This window comes from Bradyrhizobium sp. Ash2021, from assembly GCF_031202265.1.
Lineage (GTDB): Bacteria > Pseudomonadota > Alphaproteobacteria > Rhizobiales > Xanthobacteraceae > Bradyrhizobium.
The window spans coordinates 207,097-221,492 of record NZ_CP100605.1 but is presented as its reverse complement, the minus strand read 5'-3'; the positions used below and the strand labels follow the sequence as shown (position 1 = coordinate 221,492).

The 14,396-nt window shown below is 59.0% G+C and carries 13 protein-coding genes and 1 pseudogene; 4 read left to right on the top strand and 10 right to left on the bottom strand.

Annotation, left to right across the window (positions count from 1 at the left end; genetic code table 11):
* Positions 1 to 37: 37 nt before the first annotated feature.
* From NL528_RS46035 to NL528_RS46020, 4 genes are all read right to left on the bottom strand, one after another.
* Positions 38 to 784: an SDR family oxidoreductase gene (locus NL528_RS46035; protein WP_309185442.1), complete on the bottom strand. Its 747-nt coding sequence runs from the start codon at positions 782 to 784 to the stop codon at positions 38 to 40.
* The gene (locus NL528_RS46030) at positions 781 to 1,125 is read right to left on the bottom strand and encodes a hypothetical protein (RefSeq protein WP_309185440.1); all 345 of its coding nucleotides are present in this window, start codon (positions 1,123 to 1,125) and stop codon (positions 781 to 783) included. Before NL528_RS46030 ends, NL528_RS46035 begins: the two co-directional genes overlap by 4 nt.
* Positions 1,126 to 1,191: 66 nt before the next feature.
* On the bottom strand, positions 1,192 to 2,127 hold the full coding sequence (locus NL528_RS46025; protein WP_309185438.1) for a hypothetical protein: 936 nt from the start codon (positions 2,125 to 2,127) through the stop codon (positions 1,192 to 1,194).
* 171 nt (positions 2,128 to 2,298) lie between these two features.
* Entirely contained in the window at positions 2,299 to 3,291 is a 993-nt protein-coding gene (locus NL528_RS46020) for a LysR family transcriptional regulator (protein WP_309185437.1), read from the bottom strand.
* Between the two features lie 357 nt (positions 3,292 to 3,648).
* Between NL528_RS46020 and NL528_RS46015 the strand changes: the two genes are divergently transcribed.
* Positions 3,649 to 4,716: an MFS transporter gene (locus NL528_RS46015; protein ID WP_309185436.1), complete on the top strand. Its 1,068-nt coding sequence runs from the start codon at positions 3,649 to 3,651 to the stop codon at positions 4,714 to 4,716.
* Between the two features lie 666 nt (positions 4,717 to 5,382).
* Here NL528_RS46015 and NL528_RS46010 read toward each other — a convergent pair.
* The 5 genes and pseudogenes from NL528_RS46010 to NL528_RS45990 form a co-directional block, all read right to left on the bottom strand.
* Positions 5,383 to 5,868 carry a GNAT family N-acetyltransferase gene (locus tag NL528_RS46010; protein WP_309185434.1) on the bottom strand — a complete coding sequence of 162 codons (486 nt, stop codon included), beginning with the start codon at positions 5,866 to 5,868 and terminating at the stop codon, positions 5,383 to 5,385.
* Positions 5,750 to 6,346 carry a cupin domain-containing protein gene (locus NL528_RS46005; protein WP_309185433.1) on the bottom strand — a complete coding sequence of 199 codons (597 nt, stop codon included), beginning with the start codon at positions 6,344 to 6,346 and terminating at the stop codon, positions 5,750 to 5,752. Before NL528_RS46005 ends, NL528_RS46010 begins: the two co-directional genes overlap by 119 nt.
* Before the next feature lie 147 nt (positions 6,347 to 6,493).
* Positions 6,494 to 7,492, bottom strand: a complete 999-nt coding sequence (locus NL528_RS46000) for a c-type cytochrome (RefSeq protein ID WP_309185432.1) — start codon at positions 7,490 to 7,492, stop codon at positions 6,494 to 6,496.
* A gap of 120 nt (positions 7,493 to 7,612) precedes the next feature.
* Positions 7,613 to 8,365, bottom strand: coding sequence for an LLM class flavin-dependent oxidoreductase (locus tag NL528_RS45995; protein WP_309185430.1), 753 nt, complete (start codon positions 8,363 to 8,365; stop codon positions 7,613 to 7,615).
* Between the two features lie 185 nt (positions 8,366 to 8,550).
* Positions 8,551 to 8,700, bottom strand: a pseudogene (locus tag NL528_RS45990) (phage integrase N-terminal SAM-like domain-containing protein); the annotation flags it as partial.
* Positions 8,701 to 9,090: 390 nt separating this feature from the next.
* Between NL528_RS45990 and NL528_RS45985 the strand changes: the two are divergent.
* The gene (locus NL528_RS45985; protein WP_309185428.1) at positions 9,091 to 9,507 is read left to right on the top strand and encodes a cupin domain-containing protein; all 417 of its coding nucleotides are present in this window, start codon (positions 9,091 to 9,093) and stop codon (positions 9,505 to 9,507) included.
* 310 nt (positions 9,508 to 9,817) lie between these two features.
* Here the strand turns inward: NL528_RS45985 and ltrA are convergent, their stop codons facing one another.
* Entirely contained in the window at positions 9,818 to 11,149 is a 1,332-nt protein-coding gene (ltrA, locus tag NL528_RS45980; protein WP_309185427.1) for a group II intron reverse transcriptase/maturase, read from the bottom strand.
* A 634-nt stretch (positions 11,150 to 11,783) separates the two neighbouring features.
* On the opposite strand from ltrA, the gene NL528_RS45975 reads away from it, so the two are divergent.
* Positions 11,784 to 12,533 (top strand): SDR family oxidoreductase, encoded by a 750-nt coding sequence (locus NL528_RS45975; RefSeq protein WP_309185425.1) that lies wholly within the window; start codon positions 11,784 to 11,786, stop codon positions 12,531 to 12,533.
* A 348-nt stretch (positions 12,534 to 12,881) separates the two neighbouring features.
* Positions 12,882 to 14,195: an ATP-binding protein gene (locus NL528_RS45970; protein ID WP_309185424.1), complete on the top strand. Its 1,314-nt coding sequence runs from the start codon at positions 12,882 to 12,884 to the stop codon at positions 14,193 to 14,195.
* Positions 14,196 to 14,396: the final 201 nt, after the last annotated feature.

Sequence of the window (14,396 nt, the reverse complement as noted above, 5' to 3'; positions counted from 1 at the left end):
GAAACTAGCGAACGGCCTGCACCGGGTCGGAGCCCGTTCATGCTACCATGCCTCCGTTCACGCGAATGGTTTGGCCGTTGACCCAGCCGGCCTCGTCGGTGGCGAGGAAGACGACCACGCTGGCAATGTCCTCGGCCTGTCCAAGACGTCCTAGTGGGGTCATCGAAACATACATCTTCATGCGATCCTCGCTGTTGGCGCTGCTGAGCAGCTCGGTGTCGGTCGGACCCGGCGCAACGGCGTTCACCCGGATGCCGCGCTGGCCCACCTCCTTGCAAAGACTACGAGTGAGGGCCTCCACAGCGGCTTTAGTGGCGCAGTAGGGACCATATCCCGGAGGAGACATACCGATGACGCTGGTCGAGATGTTGACGATGCGGCCGCCGTCCCGGAGCCGCTTCGCAGCCAGCTTGCATCCGTTCAGCACCCCACGCACGTTGATGGCGAACAGCCGGTCAAACTTTTCCTCGTCAACGTCGGCAATAGGCATCGGACTCATCTGCCCCGCGTTGTTGACCAGCATGTCGAGGCCGCCGAAACGCAACTCGGCTTGGTCAAACAGGTGGGCAAATTGGTCGGACTTCGATACGTCGCCCTTGACTGCGATCGCTACCCCGCCAGCAGCGGTGATACTCCTTACCACTTCATTGGCCGCGCCCTCGTCAGACGCATAGTTGATAATGACATTCATCCCGATGCCCGCCAACTGCTTGGCAATCGCCGCGCCGATTCCGCGCGATGCTCCCGTTACGAGAACGGTCTTATCATTTGCCGTCGTGGTCATTTGTCCTCTCCTTGCATGATGTGTTTGCCGGGCAGCGTGCCGGCAACGAAGGCCCTGAAGGTCGTCGGCGCCTGTTCGATAGGGAAGCTCCCGGCGGTCTCGACGCCGAGCTCGGAATTAGCGGCGAGCTTGGCGAGTCGATCCAGCGTGGCCTGCTGCATGTGCCCCTGTGTGAGCTTGGCATCCAGAGGGTTCAGCGCCGCCGCCGTGACCCGTACGCGCACCTCGCCGGTGCCAGGCGACCTCTCAGGCATCTCGATGAGCTTCGCGAGTGGTTGGTCGGAGTAGCCCTTGACCCCTTGACGTGCCAGCCTGAGGCTGATGGCATTTTCCAATGCCACGCGCGCCACCCGTTACAATCGCTACTTGCGAATTCGACATGTTCATCCCCAATAGATAGAGCGCGATTAGGGCTCTCTGACAAAGTCGACGAGTTTGGAGACCGCCGCCTTGTCCAGAAGCCTCGTGTCGTAGACCGAAGTCATCTTCTCGATAAGGCCGGCGGAGTTGAGCGTCAGGGCACTCACACCAACACGCACCCCCTTTTTAGGATCCGCGATCCATTCCAAGCCGCCTCCTCGGTCGTTGCCGACGACATGCCGTGGCTTTGAGCCAAGCCCATAGGGAATGTCCTGCGCAGTGCGGCTGAAGTACCGGCCGATGGCGGCGCGGCCGAGAACTTGTATTCTGAGCGCCGCATCCTCCAGCACGCCGTCACTCGCGAAGAGGGACGCCGCATCGCCGGGCTTTGGGGAATTCAGCGCAGCGTTCAACCGCTTCGCGACGTCCTGGATCTTGGGCGATGCATGCTCGCCAACCACGTTTTCCGCGTATTCGTAGGGAAAGTGATCCGCAGGTGTCTTAATCTGCTGATAGAGGGCCTTGTCGAAGCTGCCGGCGTCCCAGTAGTCGACCCAGCGGACGATCTTGCCATCGACGATATCGACCGCACCGAGGATTCTGAGTTCGCCACCGAACAACTCCGGCGTGTCGGTAAATTGGACGAGCGCGCTCCCGTTACCGCCCAAAACCTTTGTAGGATATGACATGCCCGCTTCCGGCCACGTCGGCATGTATTTCGCGAATATGCCATTCACGGCGTCGAATCCGTCGAGACCCCATCCCAGCGTCGCATCTGTGTAGGTTTTGAGATCTTTCGAGAAAAACGCCATCGTTTTCTTGAGGTTCTTCTGGGATTTGGCCGTGAAGAAACGATAGAAGAAATCCGCCGTCGCCGTTTCGGCGTGCGAAACGTCGGCAATATGGGGAATCGTTGTTTCCGCGTGCGCTGTGGCGATCGTGAGTGTCGCGATAACGGCGGCCGCTGACAGACTTGTTTTCATGATTGTATCCCGCTGAAGCACGGCATTTGCCCGTGCGATTTCTATGCGCGACCCAGCATCCAAACGCTGCCGCGCGAACGTCAAGATACTTAGCGAGGAGGCAGTTCGGTAATCGAAAGTTGATATGGCGGCGCATACGTCCGGTCGATATTGATGCGCCGATTTCTGTATTTAGCGGCGTATCTTCAGCAGCGCCGATTGTTTCGATACCGTTTTGGCGCGCGTCGCCGACCCAATATGCTTCGCTCTTTGTTTGACGTAGTCTCGCGACACTTCGGATATGACTTGTCGAAGCCATCGCTGCGCCGGATGAACGTCATTTCGGCGATGCCACGTAAGGACGAATGGTGCGGGTTCCAGTGCAAGTGGTGGCGCGAGCACGGCTAAATCACGTTTGCAGGCCGATGTTTCGACAACTCCCGCCATCAGTGTAGCGACAAGGTCGGAACGCACGATTATTTCCGGCGCCGAATACATATGGGGAAGGGTGACAACTAGATTTCGCCGCAAACCCATTTCAGCCAGCTTCGAGTCCACCTGGCCAAAACGGTCGCCCTCCGGCGAAACAAGCAAATGAGAGAGCGATAGATAGGCCTGAAGGTTGAACTTGCGCGAAGCAACAGGATGGTTTTTGCGCACCACACAAACAAACGGCTCCTCGAACAAGGCTTCTGCCATAATACGACCGCTGGCTTGGGCGGGAACTCCGATCGCCGCGTCTATCTCGCCTGCATCCAAAAGCCGCACCGCACTGTCCCGCGCGGTAAAACCCCGGACGTGCAAGGTGACGCCCGGGGCGCTCTTGCGGATGCGCGTCAAAAGCGCCGGCAAAACAACGAATGCGGGATGATCGGAAAGTCCGAGTGTGAAAACGCCCTCGAAGGTTTCCGGCACGAACGTTTGCGTATAATCGAGCGCACTCTGAATTTCAGCGAGAGCCCGCGAAAGGGGATCCGCGAGGTCGATCGCCCGCGGCGTCGGCTGAAGGCCATTTTGCCCTCGAACGAAAAGATCGTCCTTCAACAGGTCGCGCAACCGGGCAAGGGCGGCGCTCATGGCCGGTTGGGTTCGGCCGATGCGCAGGCCCGCGCGGGTTACACTTCGCTCTGCCATTAGCGCGTCGAAGGCAACCAACAAATTCAGATCGATACCGTGCAAATCCATCGTATGGATGTATAGGCATATCACATATCGATTTCAAGTATGGCTGCCTTTTCCTTACCGTGAGTGACATGTCCCAATTATTGGCAGTCGCTTCATGGCAACGAACCAAAAGAATCGCGAGCGCGGCGAATTGCGGATCGTAGCGGATAGACGATTCCCTCCGGTCGAGGCAAAGGGGGGCCTCCAGCTGAGCGCCTTGGGTCATGCGGCCGATAAAATTCCGCTGGAAGTCGGCGCATGACTCATTCTCACGATTCGTCGCATGCATCCCCATCTACGCGAGGGTCCGGACTCCTAACCACTGCGATCGCTTTGTCGTGCGGTTTGGTGGTCGCTGGCAACTATTATGCGCAGCCCTTGCTATCTGAGATCGGCACTTCTATCGCGCTTGCCCCTGAGCTCCGGGGCCTTGCCGTCAGCGCTACTCAAATCGGATACGTGTTCGGCCTTATTCTACTGGTGCCGCTTGCCGATCATATCGAAAATCGACTGTTAGTCGCCGGGTCGCTTGTCGCAAACGTCCTGGCGCTTATTTACGTGGCGATTTCATCCGACAGCACGCAGTTTGTGATCGGTGCGGGGCTGCTTGGCGTCTCGTCGGCCACCATACAAATACTCGTACCGTTGGCGACGCATTTCGCTGCCCCGGAGCGTCGGGGTCGAGTGGTGGGATTGGTCATGGCAGGATTGCTCTTGGGCATTCTCTTGTCGAGGCCGATCGCGGCATTTGTCGCATCTCGGTTCGGATGGCGGGATCTGTATTTTGGCTCAGCACTATGTGTTTCAGTCGTAGCCATAATATTGATTCTGCTTATTCCGGCTCGGCGGCCAACGCCTCGACATAGCTATCTTTACGGGATTCGCGCCTACTTATCGTTGCTCCGAGAACATCCCACGTTGCGGCGACGAGCCGCTCGCCAGGCCCTTCTGTTCGGTTCATTTAACCTGTTCTGGACCGCAGTGCCCATTTGGCTCGTTTCAGGATATGGGCTGACGCTAGATGGCGTCGCGGCCTTTGCCTTGGCGGGAGCCGGCGGCGCGTTCATTGCTCCGCTGGCCGGTCGCTGGGCGGACCGCGGCTTGGCTCGCGCCGTTTCTATCGGGGCGTCCTTGGCAACCGCGTGTATGTTCATACTCTCCGCGTTTTCGATACCTGTCTGGGTTCTGGCAATATGCGCGATTGTCATAGATGCAGGCGTCCAGGCCAATCTTGTCGTGTCTCAACGGGAAATCTACGCGCTCGACCCAGCCCGCCGAGGCGCGATCAACAGCGTGTTCATGGCAATTCTTTTCGGTGGCGGAGCGATCTGCTCGTACATAGCCCCGGTTCTCGCATCAGTTAGTTGGAGTGGGATCGCGACGATCGGCGCGGTGCTTGCCATGCTGGCATGCGCATCTCTTTTTTCTGAAACAAGCAAGAAATGAGGCATGACGCGATGCAGGCCGAACAGGTCGTCCTGATAACCGGGGCTGGCTCCGGCTTCGGAAAACTAACTGCGATCGAGCTCGCTCGGGCGGCCCATCGCGTCTATCCATCCTCGAGCCGTCACGACATGCCCACCGAGCTTGGGCCGCGAAATGAAAATGCACATTAGGCGTCGTTTCAGGGGAACGCAGGAAAGCCGTGTCGGCACGAGAACGGCAGGCATAGTAGAGTTTCCAGTTGCGGCCCACCGCACCATGCACCAAATTGGAGTGATACCGATGCCACCGGCCAATAGCACGCTATGCCCCGCGTTTTCGACTAGCGGAAAATTGTTGCGCGGGGCGCTAATCTCGAGAGACTTCCCGACCCGCAGCTCCTGGTGCATGTAGCGCGATCCGCCCCCGCTCGCTGGCTCGCACTTTACGCCGATGGTGTAGCTTGTGGGGTTGGATTCTGCGGCGGTCAAAGAATATTGACGGACGATCCCGCCGGGAAGAACAAAATCGACGTGGGCGCCGGGCTTGTGGGCCGGCAGCGGTTCCCCGCCGGGGCGGGTAAATTCGAATAGATTAGACTAACAGATGTCGCGACGTCCTCTTGATGGCGAGCATCGAACGGCAGCGCCGCGTGTTGGCCGTCCGAATTGTGCTTGCGGACTTTGGCTCTCAGCCGAGGTCCATTTCCATGAACACGACTCGGGACAGGAATTGCTCGGGGAATCCCGCTGGCGCCGCGACGTCCCTGAAACCGGCGGCGCGATAGATCCGGTGGGCGCCTGTCATGGTGCGATGGCTGTCCAGAACGATGCGGTGGTTGTTCTGTTCCCGAGCTTCCGCGACCAATGCGCCGACCAGTTCCTGTCCGATCCGCTTCCCGCGTTGATCCGGCCGCACATACATTCGCTTCAGCTCGACCGTGTCGTCGCTATGCGCACGAAACGCCACGCAGCCGACCGGATGTCCCTCGTCTCTCGCCAGTAGGAAACAGCCGGTCGGCGGCTCGTAATCCCCAGGAAGCGCTGCGAGTTCACTCTCAAGGTCGTGGAAGGTCGGGGCATCCCTCGAGTCGGGCTCCAGCGTGAACGCCCAGGCGGTGAACTCCCTGACAAGATCGCGGGCCGCCGCAATGTCTGCCGGTGTGGAGATTTGCACAATCGTGAGCATCGGCGTCGACCTTGAAACTATTTTTTTCATCGTCGGGGTTATAGGTGACATAGAGCTTGGTATAGCCTTGCGTATCGAAATGCCCCGTCCATCCTTTGGGAAGCGTGACGGCTTCTCCGGCGTTGACATGCATCACCGAACCGTCCGAGGAGGTCAACCTGACACGGCCGGAACTGAAATACAGAAACTCGTTATATGGAAATCCTTGCGGGCCCTTTATCTCCTCATGGGCTGAGCCCGATTTGTAAACCCCGGTCTGGAACGCTGCGTTCGATGATGTGAAGGTCACCACATCGGTGCTTGCATTATCGTCTTTGTCTTCGTGGACGGCATCCTTTCGCAGGAAGGTCGCACCCACGATATCGTGCTTGGAAGCTTTTATTGGCTTGATGGTCTCAGCTTGCGCGACCGTCGCATTCGCAATGCGGCTCAGCACCAGTGCTGCGAGTGCATATCTGTACATCATGTATTTCTCCATGCGTAGCCAGCATCCGGCTGCGCCTATCGTAAATCAAATCCGGCCATATTGATGGTGCAGTCCGTCCAGGATCGGAGGGCAGATAATGCGCCCCGTTTTTTCGGCGGCGCGCGATATCGGTGCGCCAATGAGAGTTCACCGGTTCCGATCATCATGATTGCTCGTGTTGGTTACGTTGGGTGCATCAGGATCGGGGCGATGCGTCAGATATTCATAGACGGCGTCCAGTTCGTCGTCATCCATGCGCCCGATCGGACGCCAAGGCATTTTTTCGCTGAGTTCATGGCCGTTCGGATCGATACCGGTGCGCATCGTGGCGAGGAATTCCGCGAGCTTCCAGTCTTTAACGAGATTGAGATCGGGTCCCAGCGGCGCCATTTGGCCCGGAACGCCGCCGGCGAGATTTTCGCCGTGGCATTCACGGCAATCCTGATACGACAGGATGTATTCGCCAAATTGAACGTTCGGACCCTTCGGCGGCGCCGTGACGCTACTGGTGACAACCGGCTTGCCACTCGGCAGCATGCCGGCGCCCAACATGACCACACCAAGCAGGCTGACCTGGTCTGGAGGATCAGGCGTCTGCGCGCCGGCGGCAGGCAGGCTTCGAATAAAGGCGATCACGGCCTGGATATCGTCGTCGCTCAATTTGCCGGCGTTGGTGTACGACATCACAGTCAACCAGTGCCCCTCAGCATCGACCCCGTTTCGGATCGCGCGAAAAATCTCGCCGTCGGACCAGTGCTTCAAAGCTCCGGTCGGCGTCAGATTGGAGGACACGAACGACCCGATGGGAATCGGGAAATCCTTGCCTATGTCGAGACCTCCGGTGAGCGTGCCGCTCTTTGAATGGCACGCGCTACAGAAGCCATCGACGAGCGCCTTGCCGCGCGCAATTCGTTCGGGGGTTGCCTCGACCTTGAGGTCCGGTACCGGGGCCCTGCGGGTATGCTGCTTTATCATTCCCGTGATCGTGAGTGCGCTGATGGACGTCACTGCGAGAGCCAGCACGGCCGCAAGGCCCACGCCGCCCCATTTCAAGAAACTATGTCTAACCTGCCAGGCGCAAAAGCCCGACCAGACCAGCAGCGCTGCTATGGCTATCAAAGCCATTAGGCCAACGAAATTCTGCACCCAGTTCCTCGTTGATTTGTGCGCGGACGACTCTGCGCGGAGAGTTAGTGCTGGCGAACATTGCCTGGCGTAAATCCAATCCTGCTGGCGGTTAACAGAGAATCGGACGCTGCTGCTGCGCTAGACGAATTGAACCTTGCCAAAGGCGGGCATGATCTTCGACTGAACGGCTGAGATCGTATCGAGCGATGCAGCGAGCGGGAGGTCGCCAAAAGCGAGGTGGCACATGACGTATGTCACACCGGCCTCGTCCACCTGTTTCTTCAAGGCATCATGCACGGTTGAGGCCGATCCGACCACGCAGTGCCCTTCATCCGAAGCTTGCTCAAATGACGTTGGCAGGTTGGGCGGAGCAGGCAAACCGCGGCTCTGCGAGAGGTGTGTAAACGTCTTCAACCAACGCGCATAGGCTGGCGCGGCGAGGGCCTCTGCTGCAGCATCACTATCCGCGATGACGATGGTGCGCACCATGCCCAACAGAGGCATACTGTCGCTTTCGGCCGACGACGTTGCATTCCAGCGAGAGCGATACGCATCGGTGATGGTTCGGATCGCTACACTCTGGCCGATGCACGCAATGTTGATATTTTTCTCGGCGGCCAAAAGCGCTGTCTCGGGCTTGGTAGTGCCGTACCAGAGGGGCGGATGGGGTCTCTGGAACGGCGACAGTGAAATCGGAACGTTGTCCAGCTTGAAGTAGCGGCCGTCGTGGTTGAGTGTATCGGTCTCCATCGCTTGAAGAACGATCTCGGCTGCTTCGCTATAGCGGTCCTGGGCCTGTTCTGCCGAAATGCCAAAAAAGGAAAGTTCAAGCGGGACAGCGCCCCGGCCAATGCCGAGATCAAGTCTGCCGCCGCTGAGTTGGTCGAGCATACAAATCTCCTCGAATGCCCGCAGGGCCCGGGTGCGGCCTCCAACAGCCGCAACACCTCTTCGGGCGAGAGCACGCGTGGCAGCTTGCGCGGTTCGTAGACGAACACGAGATGGCGCGTCGTCTCCGGCCGGTCGAGCGTCACCTTGAAGAAGAACCGCAGTGCAGTCACGGTCGCGTTGATGCTCGGTGGTTGCGCACCGTTCTCGGTCAGATGCAGCTGGAACGCGCGCAGCTCTTCCGGGGTCGCGGTGTCGGGGGAACGGCCGAGAAAGGTCGCGAGCCTCTTGACGGCACGGATGTACTCGCGTTGCGTATCGGGCACCAACCTGCGCATGTTCATGTCTTCGAGCATGCGTTGGCGCAGCGGGCTGATGGGCTTCTCGCTCATTGGGGGCTCCTGTCTAGAGGTTGGAGTGCTTGACCCCTCGATCCTCAAGACGGAGCGCCCGCCCGTCACCCGCGTTCGATCAAATGATTACTGTGCCAGACGCAATGCGCCCGACCTCGCCGCCGCACCCTCCCGCGAGAGCGGGTTCGTTCTGTGGCCCAAATGCGAAGTGCTGACTGCACCGGATGATGTCCGAGTTCGAGGGTAGACCGGACCTAGCTCGGACATGGCATTTCTGTAGAGATTGACCCACAACGAACAATTTTCCATTTCCGTGGCGCGTTAGTTTGTACGATAGTGGCAGTGTGCTTTCTTGATCATTTGGATGAAAATTTCATGACTGATACTTCCTCCCCGATAGTCAATTCATATTCGGTTCACGAGGATCAATTGAAATGGTTCGATGTTCCCCTCGTAGCGGGGGGAAAGGCGGCGGTTCTGTTCGGCGATCCTACCAAAGCCGGAACAGTCGTCCTGCGCTTTAAATTCCCATCAAATCGACAGACACGCCCGCACAGGCACCCATACGCTGAATACACAACAATTCTGAGCGGTAAAGTTTACTACGGCGAAGGCGAACAATTCGATACCTCAAACCCTGAAATCGGAAAGGTCGGTACATTCGCCATCGTGCCTGCGGGTCAAGCGCACTTCGTATGGACCATGGACGAAGAAGCCATCGTACAACTTCAGTTCGAGGGTCCATCCAGCACGATTTTTGTCGATGCCGCTGATGATCCGCAAGGCAGGTGACACGCCCTGACCAGTTCGCCTGTTGGTCAAAGCAGAGCAGCCATCCGCCCCAGCGGATGTCTGCCTTCGAGGGCAAAGCGGACGTCGGGCCGGGATGGGGCGATGTCGCATTTTGACCCAGGCTGTGTAAAAACGCGAACGCAGTCTGGGTAGAGTCGAGATGTGGCGCGGTGGCTTTAGGTTCGAACATATCTGTTTTCCGCCTCTTTCGTTTGGCGGTGCCTTAGTGGTTCAACCGTGACTCCGTTTCCACATCCCGCTCATCGAACCGGACGGGCGAATCTCTCGCATCCGGCTCTCGGACAAGACTTCACGCCTTCACCCACGGCACGTCGTGTCCAAGCGCAGTTAAGCGTACGAGCCCGAAGTGCCCGTAGAGGTGCGAGAGTGGATAAGCCCCGCCCTTACGTCGCCTGACCTTGTGCTTGGAGCGCAACCACCGGCGCAACCGCACAGCGGTGTAGTTGTCGATCGCCCGGTACGCCTTGTTGACGGTGCCTACCTTGAAGTAGTTCGCCCATCCGCGCAGCATGCGGTTCAACTTACCCACCAGCTCTGTGGTTTCTTGCCATATCCCAGATCGGGCGGTCAGCGCGTGAATGTTCTCCACCATGCGCTTGATGCTTTTCTTCGATGGCCGGTACCCCAGGCGCGCCTGGCCGGTTCTCGCTGAGTACATCCGTCCGAATGAGTATCCCAGGAAGTCGAACTCCTCTTCCGGTACCTTGCAGATTCGCGTCTTCTCCTCGTTGACCGTTAGCTTCAGCTTGCTCATGATCTTGCGCAGTTGCTGCAAGGCTTCTTCGGCTTTGCCTCTCCGGCACAAGATCACGAGGTCGTCGGCATAGGTCACGATGCGAGAGCCGAGGCTTTGCTCCAGCCCGAGCATCTTCCATCCCAACACAAACCGGCGCATGTAGAGATTCGCCAGCAGCGGTGAGATGGGTGAGCCCTGCGGAATGCCTCGCCGCCTGTCACGGGCTTCGGTCGTGCGTTTCGTCCGTCCTCGATCGTCGGTTTCTTCCACGGGACATTCCAGCCACATCTTGATCAGATGCAGCACGCGCCGATCAACAATCCGGCGCGCTACCGACTTTAGAAGTTCGGCATGCGGAATGCTCCCGAAGTAGTCCGCGAGGTCGGCGTCAACGACTTCCGGATGGCCGCGGAACAGCTGCGCTTCCACCTCGACCACCGCCTGTTGGGCATTGCGCCCGGGACGGTAGGCATACTGCTCTGGCGGAAGATCGGCCTCAAAGATCGGTTCCAGCACCAGCATCGCTGCCGTCATGCAGACCCGATCACGCAAGGTCGAAATGCCCAATGGCCTGAGTTTGCCATTGGCCTTCGGTATGTACACTCTTCTGATAGGATCCGGTCGATACGTCTCCTGCCTGAGCGCAAGCGCCAGTTCGCCAAGCCACCGCTGCACCCCGTACGCCTCGATGTCCGCGAAGTCCTGACCATCCACACCCGGTGCGCCCTTGTTGGAGCGGCACTGGGCATAAGCATGGGCCAGAATGTCCTCGCGGCTGATCTTGTCGTACAGGGCATAGAACCGATAGCCGGCTTCTGCCTTCGCTTTCGCGTGCAACGCCGTCTGCAGTTTCTGAACACTCTTCGGAGTTGATAGGTTGCCCAATCTCCAAATCCCTCACCACTTGTTGCGTCTGTTTTGAACTGAGGTCCCTTCCCTCCACCGGCATTACCCGGCTTCAGCGCTACTACGAACCTCTCCGCCACCCCAGGGCGCCCGGCCTGTCCCTCGCGGGCATCCGGTTGGTCATCGCTGGCCACACCCTGGGGCTTCCCGTGTTGCGTACGCTTTCCTTGTGTACATGCTGTCGCCACTACCCCGGCGCAGCGGCTGGGCGTACTCTTCGCTCTGCCTCACCCAGCCGTGTCAGCCTTCCCCGAAAGGGTTGTCGGGTCGGCCTGCGCATCGTCCTTTTCGAGGCTTGCTCGGCGTTCACTCGCGTTACGGCCTGCACACTCGCGCTGTCACCAATTCGTGACACGCTAACCAGAGGCTTCAGCCACTTCGTTACCTCCATGACTGCTCCGGTTGCTTCCGGCTGGAGCGGTTGCCGGGTGGGACTTGCACCCACTGGAAAAGCGCCGCCTTGTCACGGCGCACACCCGGTGCAGACGTCGCAGCTTAAATGACCCTAGAAAAACGCCCGGTGGCTGGCGGTTCGCGGAGCGCGTTGCATCGAGCCCCGCGCCGCCCCATCTCTTGGGCACGACAACTCACTCAAAAAGTCAGGAGGCCTCTCATGGCCAAGCTCGACGGCAAGATCGCTCTCATCAGCGGCGGCACCTCCGGTATCGGCGCGGAGACCGCCAGACTCTTTCAATCCGAAGGCGCGACCGTGATCGTCACCGGCTCCAGCGAGCGCTCGGTAGTCGCCGCCAAGGCAGCGCTACCGGGGATCGAGGTGCTGGTCTCCGACGCCAGCGACGTGGCCGCTACCAAGGCCCTGGTCGAGCAGGTCAAGGGCAAGCACAGTCGCATCGACATCCTATTCGTCAACGCCGGCATCGCCAAGTTCGCGCCGATCGCGCAGGTCGACGAGGCCTTTTACGACAACCAGTTCAACGTCAACGTCAAAGGCGCATTCTTCCTGCTCAAGCACGCCATCCCGGTCATTCCGGACGGCGGCGCGATCATCCTGACCGCTTCGGTGTCCGGCGCGGCCGGCGCCCTGGGCGGCAGCACGACGATCTACGGCTCGACCAAGGCGGCACTGCGCTCGTTCGGCCGCACCTTCGCCAAGGAGCTGGCGCCGCGCGGCATCCGGATCAACACCATCAGCCCAGGCCCGATCGTCACCCCGATCCTCGACAAGGTTGGCTTCACGCCGGCCCAGAAAGACTCCTTCATCGAGGGGGCCAAGACCCGCATTCCGCTTGGGCGCACCGGCACCGCTGCCGAAGTCGCCGCCGCGGCCCTCTACCTCGCCGCCGACGCCACCTACACCACCGGCGCCGAGCTATTCGTCGACGGTGGCTTGATCGACCTTTAGTCCACCCAGACCGAGCTAGATCCGCTCCGGCACGTGGGCGACTTGCACCGCTGACCAAGTGCCCTGCCCCCGCGCGCCGTCGGAATGCCTTTGTTCAAGCCCGCCGTAATCGGGAACGATGTCCGCTGTTGGGGACAAAGCGGAAGTGGCCTGAGCTGATGGCGCCTTCCGAAAATGTTTTCACACAGTCTGGACCCGAAGCGGACCCCAAGTATTCGGCTGCCCGGTTTGGGATCGGAGCCTATGTGACGGCTCGTGAATTGCCCATTGAGTCGCTATGATCCCAGCCCAGTCCCTCGCTAGAAGCGGACAAGAGCGGCCGCGTTGGCCAAAGGCGGGAACGGGACAATGAAACGGCTTCATCAGAACCAGAAGACCGGACGTGGGCCTAAAGCCGCTCGCGGCCGTGTGCCTACCCACTCAGAGCTACAGGAGCACCGCGCGGCAATATCGAAAGTGCTGCGCGTCGTTGCCTGCTCGCCGCATGATTTGCAGCCAATCCTCGACACTATCCTCGACAACGCTACGCGGCTCTGCCGAGCTAATCTGGGCATTTTATTCCTTTTCGAGGGAACTGGCGTTCGTCTTGTAGCGCGTAAAGGACCTTCGAGGTACGTCCAGTTATTCCATCAAGCGGATGTTATTCCCATAGCTCCCGGCACTCCCATCGCGCGCCTCGTCAGAGATCGGTCGCCAGTGCACATCGCGGACTTGAGGACAGATCAGAGCTATCTTCAACGCGCACCTCTCGTCGTGACTACGGTCGAATTGGCGTGTGCTAGGACGGTTCTCCTGGTACCTATGCTTAAGGATGATGAGCTAATTGGAGCCATCGGTGTTTTCCGCAGTCAGGTGCGGCCGTTCAGCAACAAAGAGATTGAACTGATCACGGACTTCGCCGCCCAAGCCACCATTGCCTTGGAGATTACCCGTAGCGAGCAGCAATATCGCGACGCGCAGATCGCGCTGGCACACGCCAATCGTGTCGCAACCATGGAGCAACTCACGGCTTCGATTGCCCACGAAATCAAGCAGCCGCTGACGGGAGCGGTGACGCACGGGGGCGCCGGTTTACGTTGGCTCACGAAACAGCCGCCTGAAATCGAAGAAGCAAGACAATCTGTTGAGCACTTGATCAAGGACGTCAATCGGATCAGAGATATCATTGACCGGATACACAGTTTCGTGAAGAAAGATGCACGACGGACGGAGACGTTCGATATCAACGAGGCGATCCTTGAGGTTCTTACCTTCGTCCACGGCGAGGTGATTAAGAACGGCGTAAACGTGCAGACGCACTTGGCAGAGCACTTGCCGCGCATTCAAGGAGACCGTGTCCAAGTCCAACAAGTGGTGCTCAATTTGATCATCAACGCAATTCAAGCGATGAGCGGTCTCATTGAGGGAAAGCGCGAACTACATATCAGCACCGCCAATAGCGCCTCGGAAGCCGTGCGCGTCGGCGTGCGGGACTCCGGTCCAGGACTGAACGCGGCCAACCTGCAGCGTCTCTTCGAAGCATTCTACACGACGAAGCCTAACGGCATGGGCATGGGGCTATCAATCTGCCGCTCGATCATCGAGGACCATGGAGGACGGCTATGGGTGAGCGGGCACGAGTCGCAGGGTGCTCTGTTTCAATTTACGATCCCTGCCAAGTAATGCAATTAGACGAGGCTTGGTCCACGCATGGCAGATACTGTTGCAGGACCCTTTTTGCATCACCAAGCACAAATTTTCCGGGCCAGACAATTATGTAGGGGACTACATCATCGAGCGACGGGCTCATGCGCGGGCCCGGTAACGAATCTGAGACCACATTGGCCAGCGATTGGCGCTTGCTTCCTCTTTTGGCGGGAAATT